General features: G+C 43.3%; 19 protein-coding genes. 6 read left to right on the forward strand and 13 right to left on the reverse strand.

From position 1 onward, the window contains the following. Nucleotides 1–27: 27 nt before the first annotated feature. Nucleotides 28–828, reverse strand: a complete 801-nt coding sequence (locus tag MJ761_RS01665; RefSeq protein ID WP_093093022.1) for a 3'-5' exonuclease — start codon at nt 826–828, stop codon at nt 28–30. Between the two features lie 320 nt (nt 829–1,148). Here MJ761_RS01665 and MJ761_RS01670 point away from each other — a divergent pair, with 320 nt between their 5' ends. Together MJ761_RS01670 and MJ761_RS01675 are read left to right on the forward strand one after the other, a co-directional pair. Next, nucleotides 1,149–1,997 (forward strand): DsbC family protein, encoded by an 849-nt coding sequence (locus MJ761_RS01670; protein WP_093093020.1) that lies wholly within the window; start codon nt 1,149–1,151, stop codon nt 1,995–1,997. A gap of 226 nt (nt 1,998–2,223) precedes the next feature. Then, the gene (locus tag MJ761_RS01675; RefSeq protein ID WP_093093016.1) at nt 2,224–2,571 is read left to right on the forward strand and encodes a DUF488 domain-containing protein; all 348 of its coding nucleotides are present in this window, start codon (nt 2,224–2,226) and stop codon (nt 2,569–2,571) included. Between the two features lie 219 nt (nt 2,572–2,790). Here the strand turns inward: MJ761_RS01675 and accD are convergent, their stop codons facing one another. From accD to MJ761_RS01735, 12 genes are all read right to left on the reverse strand, one after another. After that, the gene (gene accD / locus MJ761_RS01680) at nt 2,791–3,663 is read right to left on the reverse strand and encodes an acetyl-CoA carboxylase, carboxyltransferase subunit beta (protein WP_093093117.1); all 873 of its coding nucleotides are present in this window, start codon (nt 3,661–3,663) and stop codon (nt 2,791–2,793) included. Between the two features lie 68 nt (nt 3,664–3,731). Continuing rightward, nucleotides 3,732–4,517, reverse strand: a complete 786-nt coding sequence (trpA, locus tag MJ761_RS01685; RefSeq protein ID WP_093093014.1) for a tryptophan synthase subunit alpha — start codon at nt 4,515–4,517, stop codon at nt 3,732–3,734. A gap of 154 nt (nt 4,518–4,671) precedes the next feature. After that, nucleotides 4,672–6,033 (reverse strand): PFL family protein, encoded by a 1,362-nt coding sequence (locus MJ761_RS01690; protein ID WP_093093012.1) that lies wholly within the window; start codon nt 6,031–6,033, stop codon nt 4,672–4,674. A gap of 9 nt (nt 6,034–6,042) precedes the next feature. After that, complete coding sequence (locus MJ761_RS01695; protein ID WP_037491390.1) at nt 6,043–6,318, reverse strand: ACT domain-containing protein; 276 nt, start codon at nt 6,316–6,318, stop codon at nt 6,043–6,045. Between the two features lie 90 nt (nt 6,319–6,408). Continuing rightward, a complete protein-coding gene (locus tag MJ761_RS01700; protein WP_093093010.1) occupies nt 6,409–7,587 on the reverse strand; it encodes an MFS transporter in 1,179 nt (392 codons plus the stop codon). A 55-nt stretch (nt 7,588–7,642) separates the two neighbouring features. Next, the gene (gene trpB, locus MJ761_RS01705; protein ID WP_093093008.1) at nt 7,643–8,845 is read right to left on the reverse strand and encodes a tryptophan synthase subunit beta; all 1,203 of its coding nucleotides are present in this window, start codon (nt 8,843–8,845) and stop codon (nt 7,643–7,645) included. Between the two features lie 290 nt (nt 8,846–9,135). Beyond that, entirely contained in the window at nt 9,136–10,359 is a 1,224-nt protein-coding gene (locus MJ761_RS01710) for a hypothetical protein (protein WP_093093006.1), read from the reverse strand. 750 nt (nt 10,360–11,109) lie between these two features. Then, nucleotides 11,110–11,718, reverse strand: a complete 609-nt coding sequence (locus MJ761_RS01715) for a hypothetical protein (RefSeq protein ID WP_093093004.1) — start codon at nt 11,716–11,718, stop codon at nt 11,110–11,112. A 305-nt stretch (nt 11,719–12,023) separates the two neighbouring features. Next, the gene (locus MJ761_RS01720; protein WP_093093002.1) at nt 12,024–12,656 is read right to left on the reverse strand and encodes a phosphoribosylanthranilate isomerase; all 633 of its coding nucleotides are present in this window, start codon (nt 12,654–12,656) and stop codon (nt 12,024–12,026) included. A gap of 38 nt (nt 12,657–12,694) precedes the next feature. After that, the gene (truA, locus tag MJ761_RS01725; protein WP_093093000.1) at nt 12,695–13,546 is read right to left on the reverse strand and encodes a tRNA pseudouridine(38-40) synthase TruA; all 852 of its coding nucleotides are present in this window, start codon (nt 13,544–13,546) and stop codon (nt 12,695–12,697) included. A gap of 771 nt (nt 13,547–14,317) precedes the next feature. After that, the gene (locus MJ761_RS01730; RefSeq protein ID WP_093092998.1) at nt 14,318–15,529 is read right to left on the reverse strand and encodes a hypothetical protein; all 1,212 of its coding nucleotides are present in this window, start codon (nt 15,527–15,529) and stop codon (nt 14,318–14,320) included. 559 nt (nt 15,530–16,088) lie between these two features. After that, nucleotides 16,089–18,470, reverse strand: a complete 2,382-nt coding sequence (locus MJ761_RS01735) for a motility hub landmark protein FimV (protein WP_141683439.1) — start codon at nt 18,468–18,470, stop codon at nt 16,089–16,091. A 376-nt stretch (nt 18,471–18,846) separates the two neighbouring features. Here MJ761_RS01735 and MJ761_RS01740 point away from each other — a divergent pair, with 376 nt between their 5' ends. Genes MJ761_RS01740 through MJ761_RS01755 form a run of 4 tightly spaced genes read left to right on the forward strand, consistent with a single transcriptional unit; the run spans nt 18,847 to nt 20,855 of the window. Beyond that, entirely contained in the window at nt 18,847–19,395 is a 549-nt protein-coding gene (locus MJ761_RS01740; protein ID WP_093092994.1) for a septation protein A, read from the forward strand. After that, nucleotides 19,395–19,688, forward strand: coding sequence for a YciI family protein (locus MJ761_RS01745; protein WP_093092992.1), 294 nt, complete (start codon nt 19,395–19,397; stop codon nt 19,686–19,688). Before MJ761_RS01740 ends, MJ761_RS01745 begins: the two co-directional genes overlap by 1 nt. Then, a complete protein-coding gene (locus tag MJ761_RS01750) occupies nt 19,681–19,986 on the forward strand; it encodes a BolA family protein (RefSeq protein ID WP_093092990.1) in 306 nt (101 codons plus the stop codon). Before MJ761_RS01745 ends, MJ761_RS01750 begins: the two co-directional genes overlap by 8 nt. A 2-nt stretch (nt 19,987–19,988) precedes the next feature. Next, nucleotides 19,989–20,855, forward strand: coding sequence for a peptidylprolyl isomerase (locus MJ761_RS01755; RefSeq protein ID WP_093092988.1), 867 nt, complete (start codon nt 19,989–19,991; stop codon nt 20,853–20,855). The last annotated feature ends 26 nt before the right edge of the window (nt 20,856–20,881 follow it).

The raw sequence follows: 20,881 nt of genomic DNA on the forward strand, positions 1-20,881 counted from the left end.
CGACACCCTGTCTATTTGTCTTCATAATCAACTTGAGCGTCCCCACGCAGCCAGAAATTCCTGCCAATGTGGTGCCTGTATCCCATTCAGATAAGCTTTCAGACAACGGATTTCCTGCTCATACTCATCAGCATTGAGGGATCCACGCAACAGACTAAAGCGCAGATACATTAAATAAGTATTGGCTGCATCTGTTTCACAATAATGCCGAATTTGTGTCAGTTCACCCTGATGATAGGCCGCCCATACCTTACTACCATCCATACCCAGTTTTCCCGGGAAACCACATAATTTGGCCATATCATCCAGCGGTACACAGGCACGTGCCTGATATAAGGATAATAAATCCATCAAATCACAATGGCGCGCATGATAGCGACTGATATAATTATTCCACTTAAAATCACGGCTATCGCCAAAATCTCCTTCCCCCATATCCCAATAACGCGCAGCACTGATACCATAAATCAGGGCACGATAATGCAATACCGGCAGATCAAACCCACCGCCATTCCAGCTTACCAGTTGTGGTGTATGAGTTTCTATCAGCTCAAAAAAACGCGCAATCAGTGTTTCTTCACTGTCTTCAGGTGTCCCGATACTGCCAACATGGATTTTATCTGCACCCCAGCGCATACAGCACGATATGGCGACCACCTGTTGTAAATGCAGCTGCATAAAATCATGACCACCAGTTTTGGCACGTCGCTGCTGCAAAGCAAATTCCACTACCTCTGCATCACCTACATCTGCCGGCAAATGGTTCAGCACACGAATACCAGCCACGTCCGGAATGGTTTCAATATCAAAAGCCAAAATCGGATTCATAACATATGTTCACATCAATTATCGAACAAGTATTGTGGCATGAAGCTGATAGCCACGCCAGCCGTTTCACAAGCAAAATACCATTACATATCCATCACGATTGCTTTATACTAAACAACTGACAAGCAGGCCATACATAACTTGGATTCAGTGCAGCTATAGCGAAACAGATTGCAGCCCGTCTGGTTTCAAGACTGGACGGCAATAAAATAACGACATTTGCACACAAATCCTTTCATGCGCCCGATAGCTTGTGCATAATAGCAGCATATAATTTCAAATCATTCATTAACCATTAACTAGAGTAAAAGCATTTCAATATGAAAAAATCCTGCTTATGGCATTGGCTTGCCCCCCTGCTCACCATATCTTTAATCACATCCTGTGACGGTACACCAGTACACAATACCGGTTCCGCAGCCAGTGCCGCTTCCGGCGTTAATGCAGCTGCATCCAGTAATAGCGCAGCTGAACTCAGCCAGAATGTCGATGCCGGTATCAGTAAAAAAGTTAGCGAAAATCTGATAAAAAAAATGCAGAAAGCATTCAAGGGGTCGAAATTAAACATACAGAGTATCTATACCACTCCGTTTAAAGGCATTTATGAAGTGGTAATTACCGGTAATCAGATTATCTATACTGACGAAAATGCTGATTACATCATGTTGGGCAATCTCATTGACCTGCAACACCATCAGAACCTAACCGAACAGCGTTTAAGCGAAGTGACCAGAGTAGACTTTAACCAACTGCCACTGGATAAAGCCATCAAAGAAGTTCGCGGTAACGGACAGCGTATCATAGCCATATTCTCTGATCCCGATTGCCCGTTCTGTAAAAAACTTGAAGAAGAAATCGCTCAGATTGATAACATTACCGTCTATACTTTCCTAATGCCTGTACCTGAACTGCACCCCACAGCACAGAAAAAAGCGGTACAGATATGGTGTCAGAAAGAACGCACCGCAGCCTGGACCGCATGGATGCGTCACAACAAAGCACCCGCCAGCGTAGCCAATTGTGACAATCCAGTAGCTGAAACCATGAAACTGGGTGAAAAATTCGGCTTTAATGGTACTCCCACCATAATATTCCCGAATGGTAAAACTATTTCCGGCCTGATGCGTAAAAACGATTTAGAGCAGGAACTGGGCAAAAACCAGAAATAACCAGCATCCATAGTTAAAAGCAGCCAGTTGTGGCTGCTTTTTTTATTCTGCCCACAATCCAGTACGGCCAGCACAATACTTTCAGCGATAACATTTATAGAAACCGGCATCAACCACTGCGTTCACAGCATCCGAACATATTTTCAACTGCCATTGGCGCGATACAGTTGCTGCCAAAAATTTCAGAAATTATTATTAATCATTACTAAAATTCAGCTCAAAAACCATGTATAGCGTTCAACGTGTTTATATCTACCAGCACCAGCAACCAGCCGTATTAATTGACCGCCTGTGGCCACGTGGAATTAGTAAAGCCAGATTAAACGGTGTAGACTGGATCAAAACTGTTGCCCCCTCCAGCCAGTTGCGACAATGGCTGCATCAAAGTCCGGCCAGCCGCTACAACGAATTCTGCCAGCTCTATCAGCAGGAGTTATATCAGCCGCAACAACAGCAGGCATTGCAAACACTACAGCAACTGCATCAGCGACACCAGCAGTTATGTCTGCTAACCGCGGCTAAAGACATTGCCCACAGCCATGTACCTGTATTACTGGCACAATTACAAACTTAAATCGGAAAGTAATACTACACTGACCAATCCACAAAAAGCCAGTTACCGCCGTTCGCTCAAAAATGTCTGACAACATTAACCCAGACGAACACATCTGAGTTTACAGTTTCGCCATCTGTGCACAGATTTCATTTCGGCCAGACAAATAAAAGTGCCCTGAAACAATATTTCAGGGCAACTAGGGTTAATCGTTCAGTTCAACAAACGAAAGTACTCATATCAGGCTGCATCGGCACCAGCTTGCGAGCGTAACAAACCAATCAGACGTACAATACGTTCTTTTAATTCACGCCGGTCAACAATTTGATCGACTGCACCTTTATCCTGCAAAAATTCCGCACGCTGGAAACCCTCAGGCAAAGTCTCACGTACCGTCTGCTCAATCACTCGCGGACCAGCAAAACCAATCAACGCATTCGGTTCAGCCAGCACCACATCACCAATAAAAGCAAAGCTAGCTGATACCCCACCCATGGTCGGATTAGTTAATACAGAAATAAATGGCAGCGATTTTTCAGTAAGCAGATGTAAAGCAGCACAGGTTTTTGCCATTTGCATCAACGAATTCACACCTTCCTGCATTCGTGCACCACCAGAAGCAGCCACACAGATAAAGGTACAGTTATGCTTCACCGCCTCGCGCACCCCGCGCACAAAACGTTCACCCACAACTGAACCCATAGAACCACCAATAAAGTTGAATTCAAACGCCGCCACAACTACCGGCACACCATTCATAGTACCACGTACCACCACCAGTGCATCATTTTCCTGTGTCAGCTTACGCGCAGCACTCAGGCGATCCGTATATTTCTTACTGTCACGGAACTTCAGAATATCAATTGGCTTAATGTCAGCACCGATTTCATACTGCTTAGTTTCATCCAGCATCATCTGAATACGTTCACGCGCAGACACCGGATTATGGTGCCCACATTTCGGACACACTCCCATATTTTTCTTTAAATCAGTGGCATATAAAGTTGCCGCACACGACGGGCATTTCTGCCATAATCCTTCAGGGATACCTGCGGATTTAGCCACAGGATCTTTTTTAATCTTCGGTGGCAGGATTTTATCTAACCAACTCATGTTTTCATTCCCGGTTATTGCCAGCAGCCTGTAACAGGCTACCATGCAGAATTAGGACGCTGCACAGATTATTCCAGTGCCTGCTTGAGCTCGGCAACAACAGGTGCCAGAGCCTCAGCCTCACGACCAGCATGCTCGGCTATCGTCTGCACAAAGCGACTGCCAACGATCACCGCATCTGCTATCGCCCCGATACGACGGGCACTGTCGGCATCACGAATACCAAAACCCACACCAACAGGCACCTGAATAAACTGGCGTAAATGATCAATTTTACGCGAAACTTCAGTCGTATCCAACTGTGATGAACCAGTTACCCCCTTGAGGGACACATAATAAACAAAACCACTGGCTCTGCTGCCAATCAGCTTAATCCGCTCATCTGTGGTGGTTGGTGCAATCAGAAAAATACAGTCCAGCCCATTCTTCTGTAACTGGACATACAAATCATCAATCGCCTCTGCCGGGCAATCTACCGTCAACACCCCATCCACACCAGCCTGTACAGCAGCCTGTGCAAAACGCTCATAGCCCATATGATAAACTGGATTCAGATAACCCATGAGTACCACCGGCGTAGTCTGATTTTCCTGCCTGAACTGAGCCACCACCTGCAATACATCTGCTAAAGACACATGGTGGCGCAAAGCACGTTCAGTTGCAGCCTGAATAACAGACCCATCTGCCATCGGGTCAGAAAAAGGCACACCCAGCTCAATAATATCTGTACCATTGGCAACCAGCGTCTGCATCAATTGCAGTGTTGTCGCCAGATCCGGATCACCACAAGTGATGTATGACACCAGAGCAGTGCGACCATGCAACTGCTCAAACGTCTGTTGAATTCTACTCATTTTCGTTCTCTACTTATTCCCGAACACATCAGTGGTGTAGCTAGACAACTACCATGCTGTCTCCCTTTGTGAGCGGCCGAATATTGATAGCCTGCAACACCACCCGTGCTGATTGTCATAGCGTGCATCATAACATGCACTACCATTACAACCCTTAATTTTTCATTGCCTGCACCGGTGCAGGCACACGCCCGCCACGATTAATAAACACCTCACAGGAACCAGACTTCACCGGCATAACAGGAGCCCGTCCAAGCAGACCACCAAACTCAACATGATCACCTACATCCTTACCGGTAACCGGAATAACCCGTACTGCCGTGGTTTTACTATTAATCAGACCAATAGCTGCTTCATCAGCAATAATGCCCGCCAACGTACTGGCCGGAGTATCCCCCGGCACGGCAATCATATCCAGTCCCACCGAGCACACCGCAGTCATCGCTTCCAGCTTGTCCAGCGTCAACACACCGGCTTCTACCGCTGCTATCATACCTTCATCTTCCGATACCGGAATAAATGCGCCACTCAATCCTCCTACTGCGCTGGAAGCCATCATGCCACCTTTTTTTACCGCATCGTTCAGCAGTGCCAGTGCCGCAGTTGTTCCATGAGTTCCGCAAACACTCAACCCCATCGCCTCCAGAATTCGGGCAACGCTGTCACCCACAGCCGGAGTTGGCGCCAATGACAAATCCAGAATACCAAACGGGATACCCAGCATCTTACTGGCCTCATGCCCAATCAGTTCACCCACACGAGTAATCTTGAAAGCAGTTTTCTTCACCAGCTCGGCAACTTCAGTCAAAGACAGGCCTTGCGTATTCTGCAACGCAGCACACACCACACCCGGACCAGATACCCCGACATTAATCACACAATCTGCCTCACCTGCACCATGAAAAGCACCGGCCATAAACGGATTATCTTCTACAGCATTACAAAACACCACCAGCTTGGCACAGCCAAAGCCTTCCGGCGTTATTGCTGCCGTCTGCCGGATGGTTTCACCCATCAGCCGGACTGCATCCATATTGATACCAGCACGGGTAGAACCGATATTCACCGAGCTGCATACCACATCAGTACAGGCCATAGCCTCAGGAATCGAACGAATTAACACCTCATCCGCTGCACTCATACCTTTATGTACCAATGCAGAAAAACCACCGATAAACGAAATACCAATAGCCTTTGCTGCCTTATCCAGCGTCTGCGCAATCGAAACATAAGAATCTGCACCAGTAGCCGCACCAATCTGCGCAATCGGCGTTACCGCAATGCGCTGATTCACAATCGGCACACCATATTTGGCAGACAACTCCGTTGCTGTCTGCACCAGATTTTTACCAACCCGAGTAATCTTGGCAAAAATCTTCTCATTCAGACGATCAATATCCGTATCAATACAATCATGTAAATCAATACCGATAGTTATCGTACGGACATCAAAATGCTGGTCAGAGACCATACGTACAGTCTCCAGAATTTCATTATTCTGAATAGAAAATGACATAAGCGACTCCTAAATCCGGTGCATAGCATTAAATAAAGCCTCATCCTGCACACGGATGTGCAAACCCCGTTTTTCACCCTCACTATCCAGAAACTCACTGAACTGCAAACGCGGCAAAGTACAGCGTTCCGTATCCAGCAAAATAATCATCGTAAAATAATCATCCATTAGCTGCTGGCTGATATTCATAATACTCACCTGATGATCCGCCAGCAGTGTGGCCACCTCAGCAACAATACCAATACGATCCTTACCAATCACTGTCATCACAGCACGATTAGACATAAACAATCCCATTCACAATTACAATCACAATTACAAACCAGAATAGACCACACCAACCACTTATCCAGCAGATAAAATGGTCGTACAGATCTAAGCCATATGTTCACATTTAAACAGCAGCGCACACAGCAAAATCAGCAGCGCAATCGCGCCACCAAGCAATGCCACACCACCCCAGCCATAATGCGCATAAGCCATAGCAGACGCAAGCGAACCGAGTACCCCGCCAATAAAATACATACTCATATAGCCAGAAGCAATCCGGCCTTTCAGTGCCGGATCTGAGCGATAAATCAGCGACTGATTACAAATATGCAAAGCCTGAATGGCAAAATCCAGCAGTATCACACCACCAATCAGCGCCCACAAATACATTCCTCCTGCATACAACAGTGCCCAGCTAAGCAGAAACAACAGTGCACACACCACCGTCATTGCATAAGTATGACCTTTATCGGCTGCCCAGCCACCCACATTCGAACCAAATATTCCTAGCGCACCAAACAAACCAAACAAGCCAATCGTACTTAAACTGAAATAATAAGGAGCATGGCTTAGCAACAGCGTAAGCGGCGTCCACAATACCGAAAACAGGCAGAAATCCAGCGCGCCCAGCATACCGCGCTGACGCAGTAACGGCGTACGCCACAGCAACGACCATACCGATACCAGCGTCTGCCAGTAGCCCAGCGCACTGCGCTCGCGCTGCACATGAGGCAACTTCCATTGCAAAATCAAAGTCATTAGCAACAGCATCGCCGCACCTAGCACATATACCATGCGCCAGCCCCACCAATGAGCAACCAGCCCAGAAAAAGTACGAGACAGCAGAATGCCAAGCAGCAGCCCACTCATTAGCGTACCAATCACCCGACCTCGCTGCTCCGGAGCCGTCAGACTGGCAGCCAGCGGCATCAGTATCTGCGCCACCGTACAAAAAGCGCCCACCAGCAGCAAACCACCAACAAACAGCCACAGGCTCGGTGCCAGCGCAATCAGCAGAGCACTGATACTCACCACCGCATACAGCGACACAATCAGCTTTTTGTTATCCAGCAAATCACCCAGTGGCACCAGAAAAATCAACCCGAGTGCATAGGCCAATTGCGTCAGCGTAATCAGCATCCCACTACTGGCCACATCCAGACCAAAATAGCGTGCCATTACCTCAATCAGCGGAAACACAAAATAATTACTGGCCACCGCCAGACCAATGGCCAGAGCCATCAAAAAAATCTGCACAGAAGACAGCTTAATACTCTTATTCATACACACAACAAATAATTATTATCCGGCTTCCAGCATAGCGCAGTAATCCAAATAATCACACATTAATTCCATCTAGCCGGGCTACCGTATTGATATCCTTATCGCCGCGTCCAGACAGATTCACCAGAATCACCTCATCCTTGCTCATCTTCGGCGCATTTTCCACCGCCCAGGCCAGCGCATGGCTGGATTCCAGTGCCGGAATAATACCCTCTTGATGACATAGCAAATGAAAAGCTTCCATTGCTGCCTCATCACCCATTGCCTCATACTGAACTCGGCCAATATCATGCAACAAACTATGTTCTGGGCCGATGCCCGGATAGTCCAGACCAGCAGATACAGAATGAGTGGAAACAACCTGTCCATACTCATCCTGCATCAGATAACTGCGAAAACCATGTAATACCCCAACAGGGCTGTGTGAACTGATAGGAGCCGCATGCTGATGTCCAGATAAGCCCAAACCACCAGCCTCAACCCCAACCAGACGGGTCTCGGACACATTAATATAAGGATAAAACAGACCTATGGCATTAGAACCGCCACCGACACAAGCCACAGCCACATCCGGCTGACGACCAATGGCTTCCTGCATCTGCTCTTTCGCTTCATTGCCAATAACACACTGAAAATCGCGCACCATTTCCGGGTATGGCATCGGCCCTGCCGATGTACCAATAATATAATAGGTATCATCTACCCGCGCCACCCACTCACGCAAAGCCTCATTCATAGCGTCTTTCAGAGTACACGAACCGGAATCCACCCCAACCACCTGTGCACCCAGCAGCTTCATCCGGTACACATTCGGTGCCTGACGCTCAATATCCTCTGTGCCCATAAACACCGTGCATTCCATACCAAAGCGCGCTGCTACCGTAGCCGAAGCCACACCATGCTGGCCGGCACCGGTTTCAGCAATTACCCGCTTTTTACCCATTCGCTGCGCCAGCAAGGCCTGACCAATCGTATTATTAATCTTATGTGCACCGGTATGATTCAAATCTTCCCGTTTCAGATAAATCTGCGCCCCTCCCAGATAGGCAGACAGGCGGCGGGCATGGTAAACCGGGCTGGGACGACCCACATAATATTTCAAATCCTCATGGTACTGCGCCCAGAACGATGGATCAGCCTTTGCCGCATAATAAGCCTGTTTTAATTCAGTTAAAGCGGTAATCAGCGTCTCCGACACAAACAACCCACCGTGCTCACCAAAAAACCCCTGTTCATCTGGATAGTGATAATTTTCCATATTTCCTTCCATTGAGCGATAACTTACCCGCATAGTAAACTATCCAGTCATATTAACATTTTTTAAATACATTATCCTGTTATCCATACTTAATTCCGAATAAATAAAACCATTTCCCCCAGCCAAATAACAACAAAATCCCAGTTACCGCCAACCTAACAGTTGACTGACAACGGGGATTTATCCATATCTGCTTCAGATGAACGAATAATTCAGATTAGCAACAGTTGAAACAATATTTATCCAGTCTGAATACACGCACTATAGTAAACATGCTTAATAAAAAAAATTTAGTTACTGGTTTTGCGATATTTGATACCCAAATCTCTGGCCAGCGTTTTGGCCAGATCATCCATCTTCTTAGCTTTGGTATTGCCATATATTGAAAAATACTCAAACAACAAAATTTTTTGTCTTTCTTTTGTTGCAGTTAAAACCAGATTAACCGACCTGCCCGTTAAAATATTACCTTTCTTAATTGTCGTCAGCATACTATCGGATGATAAACAATAGCGAGTTTCACCTTTGATAGCATCGCTGATAGTTATGTTTTTCTCTGCTCTGTTAAGAATAATATATTTTGCTACTCTGCCTTGACTTTGATTACATTGATACCAATGGAAAAGAAATAATAGCGAAAATACCAGAATAATCAGAAAAAAAATCAAATCTCCAATAGAATTATGGTTTCTGAAATAACTGCCTGCACAAACTGCTACGCAACCTGATCCCCAGTAAATATAATTTTCTTTATCACTTTTTAATACTTTGTCAGTAATTCTATATTTTAAAAAAGGATAGACAGACCACTCAATAATATTCTTATTATGCTTCAAACCATTATTGATTGTATTAAAAATCTCTTTAGCATTACAGTCAAAATATCGAATACCTAAATCTTTTGCCAATAACGCCGCTACAGCATTCATCTTCTGTTGTAAGTCTTTTGAATTGGAGCCGTAGTACTCCAATAAAAGAATATGTTTATTTCGTTCTGGTATGGATAAAAACAGATTGATTGCCCGAGGACATCTAAGATCCATATTATTCCGTGAAGCATATAGATTCCAGTTGCTTCGCAGCAGATATTGTTCTTTATGTCCATTGATAGTGACTATCGTCAGCAATTTCCGATGCCGATCCAGAACAACATATTGTGCTGGCTTAATTGGCTCATTCCTTATGCTTAACAACATCAGATATATATAAAACCCCAAGCTAATAATAACAAGCCAACAAGAAATCCAATCTGTAGCAGTCAACCCACTTTCTGAAATCTTTTTCAGAAACATATTTAAAAAAAGCCCAAAACCAGCAAATAATATCATAAACAAATAACATATATATGACTGATACCTGAGATGCCGATCATCCTTTTTTCCTTTCAGTTTAGGATATACTGGCCATTGTAGAATTGATTTATCATTTTCCAGCTCCTCCCGAATTTGTTTAAGAATCTGTCGCGAATTTAACCTTTGTCGGTTCTGCCCTATCTTTACATTACTCCAATCCACCAATAAACTCCCTTTAACTGGTATTGAAACTAATTAATTTAAACAATTGAATTTCTGTATCAAAGCAATCTAACTATTATTCGCCTTTAATCAATATCCCAATAGAATATACTATTAAGATTATTGAAATCTTCTTATTTTAACTGGGATAACATTTACCACAATTCAAAAGAACACTAGAATTTGGATATTTCCATAAAATAAAGACATAAATTACTTATACTATTTATATAAAACTATTGTTGCAACAGCATAAGTAGCCTAGCTGATAATTTTGCCACACCTGATGCCCAAATCGCCAGCCAAAGCTTGCATTTGCGCTACCGGAACATGACGCTAAATCCCCAAATACACCTACCGCACTACCTTTTTTCGCATTCTAGTTGCAGATAGCAGCAAATTAACTGATTCTCAGGTTAAAATATTACTTTGAACAGCTACGTTTTACGCATCGAATAAGCTAGATAAACATTGAAATTTATCAATAAAATGGTAAACAATACAAAAACTGAATTTAGAATAGTTGCTTAAATACGGTAATCTATAACAAGCATTGCAGCCAACAAACAGCCGTACCCTAATTCTCCTCAAACAGATTATCTTTTCCTTGTAAATCAGCGTATCCTTGCCATTGCAGTATTATTTGTCCATGCTCCGGCTCTTCCCTGATAGTTCTGAGTACTTGTTGTATTCTGCGTATTATTATCATCTCCCTTGTCCGAAGCCTGCGTAGCCAAATACCACTAATACTCAATATATTTTATTGATCACATAATCCCGTGCACGGATAATATTCAATTCTTTAGCAAGAATATCTGCCACCTCAATCAATTGCTTCAAAGCGTCAACGTCACAGAAGAAATATTCAAACAGGATCTCAGCAGTTTTCAGATTTTCATCCTTGATTACTAGCCTGCCTCTGCGCCAAAGTGGTGGTTTATATGATGAAACTTTACGCCCATAAGGTAAAGCACACTCAACACGGATAAAATAATTATCGGTAAGCTGGTGTTGCCTGATCTCATATTGCTCATTGCTTACGGTAATCGTTCTATTTTCACGATCTAAGCGGATTAAATGTGATTCCTTTATAGCACAGGTTTTCTTATTATTATGCATCCATATCGCATAAATAATGATTGAAATAAACAATACTACAATCGAAAGACTATAAATAAAAAGTAGCTCAGCGATAAAATACAAACTAAATATAATTACATTCCAAATACTAAAATACTGGCCTGTCCATTTAAATAATTTAGAAAATCTTACCGGACAAGATTGCCACTCAATTATCGGCTTTTCTGACTGCACATCTGCTTTCATCTGTAAAAAAACTTTATGCTCTGAAAGCTTCATTCTTCCCCTTATTTTTTGACATTCTACCCATAACAAAACCGTGAAATTTAACTAACTAACAATTAAAATGTACACAACTGTTATTAATACATAACTCTTATAGCATAACACTCATATCAGTACAGCAACAAGCTGAGCAGAGGATAAAACAAGCAGCATAATTAAAATATTTACCAACAAGAAAATATAAAATCGGTGTGCATTTTAAATCGATTAATTAAATTTATTCTGAACAAGAGCGTTAAGAAACAGCATAAATAATCCCAATAAGATAATAAATATTTTCTGGAGCAACAGTATAAATATTAGTCCACAGACAGCCCAAAACCATTAATTGCAGCCATCAATGCCTGCATCTTTTCCCCATCCTTAATTCCGGCTGTGATTTCCACACCACTGGCCACATCCACAGCCTGTGCATGACTTTGTCTAATCGCAGAAGCAATATTTTCCGGGTTCAGCCCGCCAGAAAGAATCCATGGCTGATTTAGCTGCCGCGGCAACAACCGCCAGTCAAATGTCTGCCCCGTACCACCATACTGACCAGCAACAGCAGCGTCAAACAACAACGCACATGCATCCGTATATGTCGCAGCGGCTGCTTCAATATCAACCGTATTGCGCACCCTTATTGCCTTAATATACGGACGTTGAAACTGACGACAGAATTCAGCATCCTCATCGCCATGAAATTGCAATACATTCAATGGCACCTGCGCTAATACTTCCTTCACCTCGGCTGCACTGGCATTAACAAACAAACCGACTACCGTGACAAACGGCGGTACAGCACGCGCAATTGCCTGAGCCTGCTCCAGATTGACATATCGTTTGCTGCCGGCAAAAAAAATCAACCCGATGGCATCCACACCCAGCTGTGCGGCCAGCAGCGCATCTTCCACTCGCGTCATCCCGCAAATCTTGCTCCGAATTTTCATATCCAGCCTTTTTCTAAATCAACCAACCACAAACCGTATTAATTCAGATGCGGCCACAACCATACCGGTAACGTTGCCGTAGCCACCCCCCATTGTGGTGGATAATCAACGCCAGTAAGGTACAGCCCATCCGGCATAAATGTTGGTGGTGCCAGACGCCGGCTTTTCGCCGCCACCAATTGTGCAAACCCAGCCACACTCAGCTTACCGGCGCCCACATACACCAGTGCCCCCACAATATTACGTACCATATTGTGCACAAAGGCACTGCCATGAAAATCAATCGCCATCAACTCAGGGCTACCAGCAAGGCTTAGCCCATATAAGGTTTTCACCGGTGATTTAGCCTGACAGTCACTGGAACGGAAACTGGAAAAATCGTGTTCGCCAATCAGCATCGCCGCAGCTTCACGCATCAATGCCATGTTCAAAGGATAATGAGTCCAGCCTATCCGGCCACGTAACTGCGGCATACGTACCCGACTGGACTCCAGCATATAGCGGTAGCGACGTCCATACGCATCAAAGCGTGCATGAAATTCAGCAGCTACTGGCTGCGCTTTCACAATACGGATATTCTTATCCATTGCCGTATTTGTCCCACGCAGCCAAGCTTCAGCACTGCGCGGTGCATGGGTATCAAAATGCACAATTTGCCCTGTGGCATGAACGCCGGCATCCGTGCGGCCAGCTACCACAACATTAATCGGCTCTGCCGCAATAGCGCTTAAGGCTGCTTCCAGTACCGACTGAATAGTATACAAACCGTCCGGCTGCTTTTGCCAACCATGAAATGCACCACCATCATACGCCAGTGTTAATGCCCAACGCTGCACAGGTCGATTTCCATCAGCTTTGTTCGCCGAGTGTTCTACAACATTAGCAGCCATTATTCTTCCTAACCCACACTAATTCACACCAACAAAATGCATTATTATCGCATAGCCATCAACTGCTTTCACACCCATAACCAACCAGTCTGTAACTTAAACTGACACCATACCGATTTAATGTCGCCCCTTCACCCTAACTTGCACTGTATTGAATACAAAAAAACTTCTCGCAAGCCTGCGCATTTCCCGCTTGTAAAAAACCATTCCACGGACTGCAAAAATACTATCGCAGCACAGATATACCGAACAACAACTCCAAATACCTCAAAAAGGCTCATTCCGCCGCCTGACATCAACTCCGAAATTCAAATAAATAGCCTACTGGTATTCCAGATATTAATATCATTCTAAATGACGTAACAAAACACTATTTGAAGTAATACATGCAACTGGCTTACATATCAGCGATATGGTAAACCCGCACTATTTAAATAACTTGACCTACCAAGCAGCTCACTAAGCATCATCGGTAAGGGCACAACATACAAAATAATACCCATTGATGAAGAATCCATAGGTTCGTTGCAGTATTACGGCAACTAATCCAGCCCAGATCTACTTAAAAATCGCACCTGTAATGCATAATCTCAATTTATATTCATATTGCTAACCCATGCCTACAAGCAAGTGATACCACAAAATCATCCGTAAAGCTAAAAGCCATATCAATCAAAAAATGCCAGCACATAGCAGCACTGGCATTTCCAGAATAAGAATCTATTCAATTGAGAAATAAACAAAAACCAAATTTTAATAAATTGATATTATTTATTTTTGAAATAGAACATTTTTTCTGCTGGATTCCATCGTAAATTTAGGGTGAGACCTATAATCAAAATAAATCCAGAATGAATTATTCATTTTCTTATTCCCAAGTAGTCGACGAATTTTCAGATCATCCATGATGAATCCATTTATTCCATGCATTGCAAGTAAACGACCATGATCATCGAAGTAAAAATCCGTTATAGCAGAATCATATTTAACTTTATCCAGTTTACCACTTTGCACTTCCTCACGAATTTCATCCAATAATTCTTGCAAAACAGCATAATCTTCGTTCTCTGATTTATCAGCTTGACCATTCAAACCTGCATCACGTTTTTCTGATTGTTTTAACTGCTTATTTAGGCTATCAAAAGCAGCAACAGCCGCTATCTGATCTTGCTCTCTAGTAGAGTTAAGTCGAATTCGATAACGAGCTCCTAATTTCTTACCAGCCTCATCTAATGATAAATAAACAAAAGCTTTTTTATCATAACTGGCATAACCATCGTCAATTGCCTTTGGAATAGCATGTATTAATTCCTTCAATGGCAACCTATTTGTCCATTCAGGTAATGTTTTTTCAACATATGATTCTTCAAAAATTCCGACCGGTTTGCCTATTAATATACTGCCGATAACATTAACAAAAGGTCTAATTGCTCTTATATCCATAATCAGCACTTTTTTTTGAAAATCTACCTGCATAGGCATCTTAATCGAAAATAATATATTTGATGCCTCATAACGTACTTCAGGAATTAATTCAAATTTTCCATGCGGTATATCTACCGCACCGCTAAATGGAATAGACACTTGATCTACAATAAGGCTTAAAGTCTTATTCGATAATTCTTCGCATTCGTCACAATCTTCTGAAAGAGTACCATCCGCATAATGTGATTGTGCATTTGCTTTAGTACTCATTTCAACTTCGTGTTTTTTTCGAACAGGCTCAGATGAAAATGCAGAAGCAGCCACTTCTTCTGTCTTATCATCTAAAGTTTCGTTTGCTACCTGATTCGAAGAAGTTTCCACCTTATCCCGATCAACCAACAATCGAATCTGACCATTAAAATTAAACTGATTATCGCGCAACAAATTACGCTGTATTCCCTGCCTAACCAGTTCATCCGGCGCTTTATTACTCACGGTACTACAGGCTGACAGCAGCATAGCTATTGCCAGCCACATCATTTTTTCACCAATTGCCATTTGCATACACCTTACCCATATTCAATACTAAATGTAAATATGTCATACAGTTATAATTTATATGAATAATTATAACACAAGAAAGTTCCAAGCCTGATTAAATACCAAATCAAAATAGTATAATGATTTATTAAAATCAACAGGTTAACTGAACATTAATTAAATATTCAGAATTAAATTTATGTTATATACAATATCCTAATAAGCTAAAATTACCAAACAGTTTTGCCTGTCACCACAAAATAGCTGCAACAAAATTCCTGTCATCCTGTTTTTATCAACTCCTTTATTCAATTTATAATGATTATTGCAGTTGCGACCAACTATTAAAATCTATTAGCGAAGCTCATCAGACTGATTCATACCCTGATAGAGTTCACAAAATCAAAATTAGTCATGGTCACAGAAACATTAAACCAAACAGTTTTACCAGATAATTAAATTTCAATAAGACATACACACTTAGGTCAAATAAAAAGACTGAATCCAGACACAGGATTCAGTCTTAATCAGGCGCAGAAAATACTACTCCTAGTAACTAAAACGCAATCAATACAAATTAGCCACCCAACTGCTGCAATAGATTCTGAGCTTCAGCCAGTATTGAACCATTTGCTTCATCAACCAGCTCACGCAGAGTCTGGCGCGCAGTAACTGCATCATCCATTTCCAGATACATTTTTGCCAGTTCCAGTTTAGCCTGTAGTGGCACAGCCTGCTGCTCGGGCGTCAGAGGTTGATCAACAGGTTCAGATTCAGCAGTTTGTTCCAACCAATCTTGCGCACCATTTCCGGTGGCAAATGAAGAGACCGGAGTAGTAGTGGTGGCTGTAGCAACATTATCTGTAGCAGAAGATTCAGACTTATCATCATCCAATGTAAAGTCCATAGACGAAACATCCTGCGTATCCACTTTCGCTGCCGGTGTAGAATCAGTAACTGGAGAAGCAGATTGAACCATTGAATCGTCATCACTTATATCCAACGCTTCCCAGTCAATATCTGTTGAAAGTGCATCATCTTCTGTCGCAAGTACATGCTGCTCAGACGAAACCGGAGCCGGCTCTAAAGTTGAAAGCACTTCTTCAGCCGCAGGTGTAATATCCTGTTTGGCTTCATCATCCAACTTAAAGTCTTCATCCCACTCTAAATTAGCCAGCTCATTTAGCATCTCAATTTCTGAAGCAGCTGAATTAGACTGCTGTCCCGCTGTAGCACCCTCATGATGGGCTTTTATTTGAGGCTCATCAGCCACCACCCACTCAAGATCTGTATTATCTACTTCCTCCTGAGGTGCAATATCAGTTGATTCGTGTGCAGTTAAAACTTCCGGTTGCTCGGTTTCATCAATCTGATCCAGCCAAGATAAATCGTCATTATTATTATCCAGCTCTGTAGTTGTAGGCACTACCGTATCTGCCGGCGCAGCAGGAGTATCATCCTCAAAATTAAAATTCAGCCAATCGGTATCGTCTTCTTTCTGCTTGTCCGCAACTGCTTCTGCATCAGAAAGCTGTGATACTGCGGCTGCTTGATTCACCTTACCGCCGGCCGGTGCATCAGTTTCTGCTGGAGCGTCTGATGCCACTCCATTTAACCATGACCAGTCGTCATCGTCTGCTGCTGTACTAGTAGCAGCTGCTGTAGCTGCTGCTACAGTTGGCGCAACAGTTTTAGCCGGTGTAGCCGGAACAGATACAGATTGCTCTACTTTAGGTTTAGGCGGTTCTGCATTAAATACCACATCATCATCTTCATCATCAGAAGAATAATCGTCTTCATATTCATATTCTTCTGCGTCATGACGTTTTTTACGCCGCTGCCAAAGTAAAGCAGCAATTAACAGAATACCTGCCACACCAGCCAATGCATATGGCCACCATGCAGGTAGCATAGACTCTTCTACAGGCTGTACTGATGGCTCCGCATGATTGACTTTAGGTTGTACTGGAGCGGCCTTAACCACTGATGCAGCTGATGCGGCAGGCGCAGATGCTTGAACTGGTGCAGATGCCTGAACTGGCGCAGATGCCTGAACTGGCGCAGATGCCTGAGCTGGCGCAGATGCCTGAACTGGCGCAGATGCCGAGATAGTATCTGCTTTAACTTCTCCAACCTTGGCTTGAGCTGCATCACCAGCCACAGAAGCCATAGTATTTACCGGCTTACCCGCATCAGCATTTGCCTTACCCGGTTTTTGTGCCGCAGTATTCTGTGCTGTATCAGCAGTTTTTTGAACTGTTTTAATTTTTATTTTGGATAATTTATGCAGCTGTGACGTAGATGGAATATTCAAACTGATATCACGGTACATAAAATCCGGATTATCATTGCGGAAAGCATGCGGATTGGCAACAATCAGAGCATGCATGGTTTGTTCCACACTCAATCCCTGTGGCCGTACCTTGCGTGCCACATCCATCAATGTCTCATTGTTGTCTACATGATATTTCACTACTGCATTTTCAGATGCCAGCCCGTTTTGCAGTGCGGTAGTAGCCCGAGCAGCAGATTTGCTTTTCGCAGACTTATCCAGTTTGCGTTGCTTACCTGTTGCCTTTCCTGAGTCTTTTCCTTTACCTGAATCTGCTGAATCATAACGGTATGCCGGCGGATCAAGTAGGGCTGTATATTGCCGCCCCTGACTGCCGGCAGTAAGACTGAAAGACAGCATGGGATCACGAACAGGTTTACTAGAACGCAAATGAATCACAGCATTCTTTCCCTGTGCCGTTACACGTACCTGTAATGGAGCCCCTGAAACTGCTGGTCGACCCCGTAATGCAGCTCTGGCTTCATCACCAGTTACAACCACACTTCCTGAAAATGGTTCTCCCAATGCCGAATTAACTTGCAAGCTACCCAGCCCTGCCCATGCAGGTGCACTGGCTAACATACATAAAGACAGTGCGATGATTTTTAAATTATTTGCTTTCTTCAATCCCGTACCCTCACCGGTAAAGCACCATTGCCATCAGGCGCGTGCCCATTCAAATATGATAATTTCTACAAATACTGCAATGCATCTGGTATTTAACGTTCACCAAACCTGTTTTTATATTATCTCACGCTATAATAGCTTTTGCGACACTTTAATGCCAAGTTACCTTTACATATTTTCGTTGAAAGAGTGCTTGTTTGTGGACATTTTCAGACGTATTTTTAAAAAAAAGACCTGAAACCAGTATACAACAACAGTAAAATTTTGTTTAATATCTTGCTTTAACAGATGCCAAGTGTAAAAACTCAGGGTATTATGGCGAATATCCTACCTCCTTATTAACCTAGACCAGAAATAAAGATCTTAAATCCTAATAATGAAAGCAGTATTCGAATTCTTGGTAGTTATTCTTTTCTTTGCTACCTACGCCTTAACCAAAAATATTATCCTTGCGACCGAAGTAGCCATTATTGCCGGCATTATACAGGCCGCATGGTGCCTGTTTAAATATCGTCGCCTGCAAACCATGCAGTGGGTAAGCCTGTTACTGGTTGTGGTAATGGGTGGTGCAACTATTATTTTTAAAGATCCGCGCTTTATTAAATGGAAACCTACGATCCTATTCTGGCTAATGGCTATTGGCCTGCTAGGATCGCAAATATGTAATAAAAATGTACTGAAAAGCACTATCGGCAAAGAAATTACGCTACCGGAAACTATTTGGCGTAAACTTACCTATGCTTGGGTTATCTGTCTGCTGTGTATGGGTGCACTTAATTTGTGGGTATTCTTAAACTTTTCTGAACAAATTTGGGTGAACTACAAGCTCTTTGGCAGTATTACAATAATTGTTCTTTTTAGTATAGGACAATCTATTTACATTAGCCCGTATATTAAAACCAATATTAAAAAGGATGAGTTGTAATGCTGTTTATGTTAATGGCTACCGATGCCGATAACAGTCATGAAGCACGTATCAAGGCTCGGCCAAAACATTTGGCTCGTTTACAAGAATTACAGGCACAAAACCGTTTGGTTCTGGCTGGCCCCAATCCGCTGCCGGATGATGACAGTCATTTCTCCGGCAGTCTGGTGGTTGCTGACTTCAACTCACTGGACGAAGCACAGGCATGGGCTGAACAGGATCCCTATGTTGATGCTGGTGTTTATGAAGAAATTCTGATTCGTCCTTTTAAAAAAGTCTTGCCCAATGACTGATATTCAGACTGCCATTCGTACACGCTTACAACCGCTGGTACCACAGCAACTGGAACTCACTGATGACAGCAATTTGCATATTGGACATAAAGGTCATCGTGGTGGCGGGCATTATCGCCTGCTGGTTGTCAGTGATGCCTTTACTGGTTTATCGCGTCTGGCTCGACATCAGAAAGTTTATCAGTTACTCGAAGATTTATTCAGGGCAAATAACATTCACGCCTTAAGCATTAAGGCGTTTACTAACAGCGAATATTTAATAGGCAATAATTCATTTTATCCACTTAAAGAGAGTTAACCATGAAAAAACAATTAATTGCTGCTGCCATTATGCTCGGATTAACCGGCATTGCCGCCGCTCAAACTGTAGTTACTGTTAATGGAACCAAAATTGACAGTAAAGAAATTGATAATCGGGTAGCCATACTGGTTCAGGAAAGCCAGAATCAGATTCAGGACTCACCCGAGTTACGCAAAAACATTACCGACCGCCTAGTAACCCGCACCCTGTTAATTCAGGCAGCTAAAAAACAGAATCTGGACAAAGACCCTGAATACCTGAGCGCATTGAGTCAGGCAGAAGCAGAAGCCAAACGTCTTGGTGATGATAAAAAACCCGGATTCAAGGAAGAATGGGCTTTCTTTAAAGACAATCTGCTGACACAGGCTTATCTGGCCAGCGTAGTTAAAAACAATCCGGTAAAACCTGAAGATGTACGCAATGCCTATAATGATCTGGTAAATTACTACAGCGGTACTCAGGAAGTACAATTAGGTGAAATTCTCACCCGCGACGCAGATACAGCCAATAAAGCCATTGCCCAATTACAGGCGAAAAAAAGCTTTACTACAGTAGCCAAAGAATACACCATTGATCCGGCTGGCCGTGACAACGGTGGCATTCCAAAAGGCTATGTTGCCATCAAAGACTTACAAGCGAGTGCTACTCCGGTTTTCAATGCCATTAAAGACCTGAAAAAAGGTCAGTACACCACCACACCGGTACAAGGCAACGGCAATATTTACGCAGTATTTTACGTAAACGACAAGCGTAATGTTAAGCTACCAACCCAGAAAGAAATGGAACCGATTCTGTCACGTCGACTACAAAGCGCCTTAATGGCCAATGCTATTGAGCAGCTTTACAAGAGTGCCAGCATTAAATAACAACTTTATTCTGACAATGATTAATC

This window comes from Snodgrassella communis, assembly GCF_914768045.1.
In the GTDB taxonomy this organism is placed as follows: Bacteria; Pseudomonadota; Gammaproteobacteria; order Burkholderiales; family Neisseriaceae; genus Snodgrassella; species Snodgrassella communis.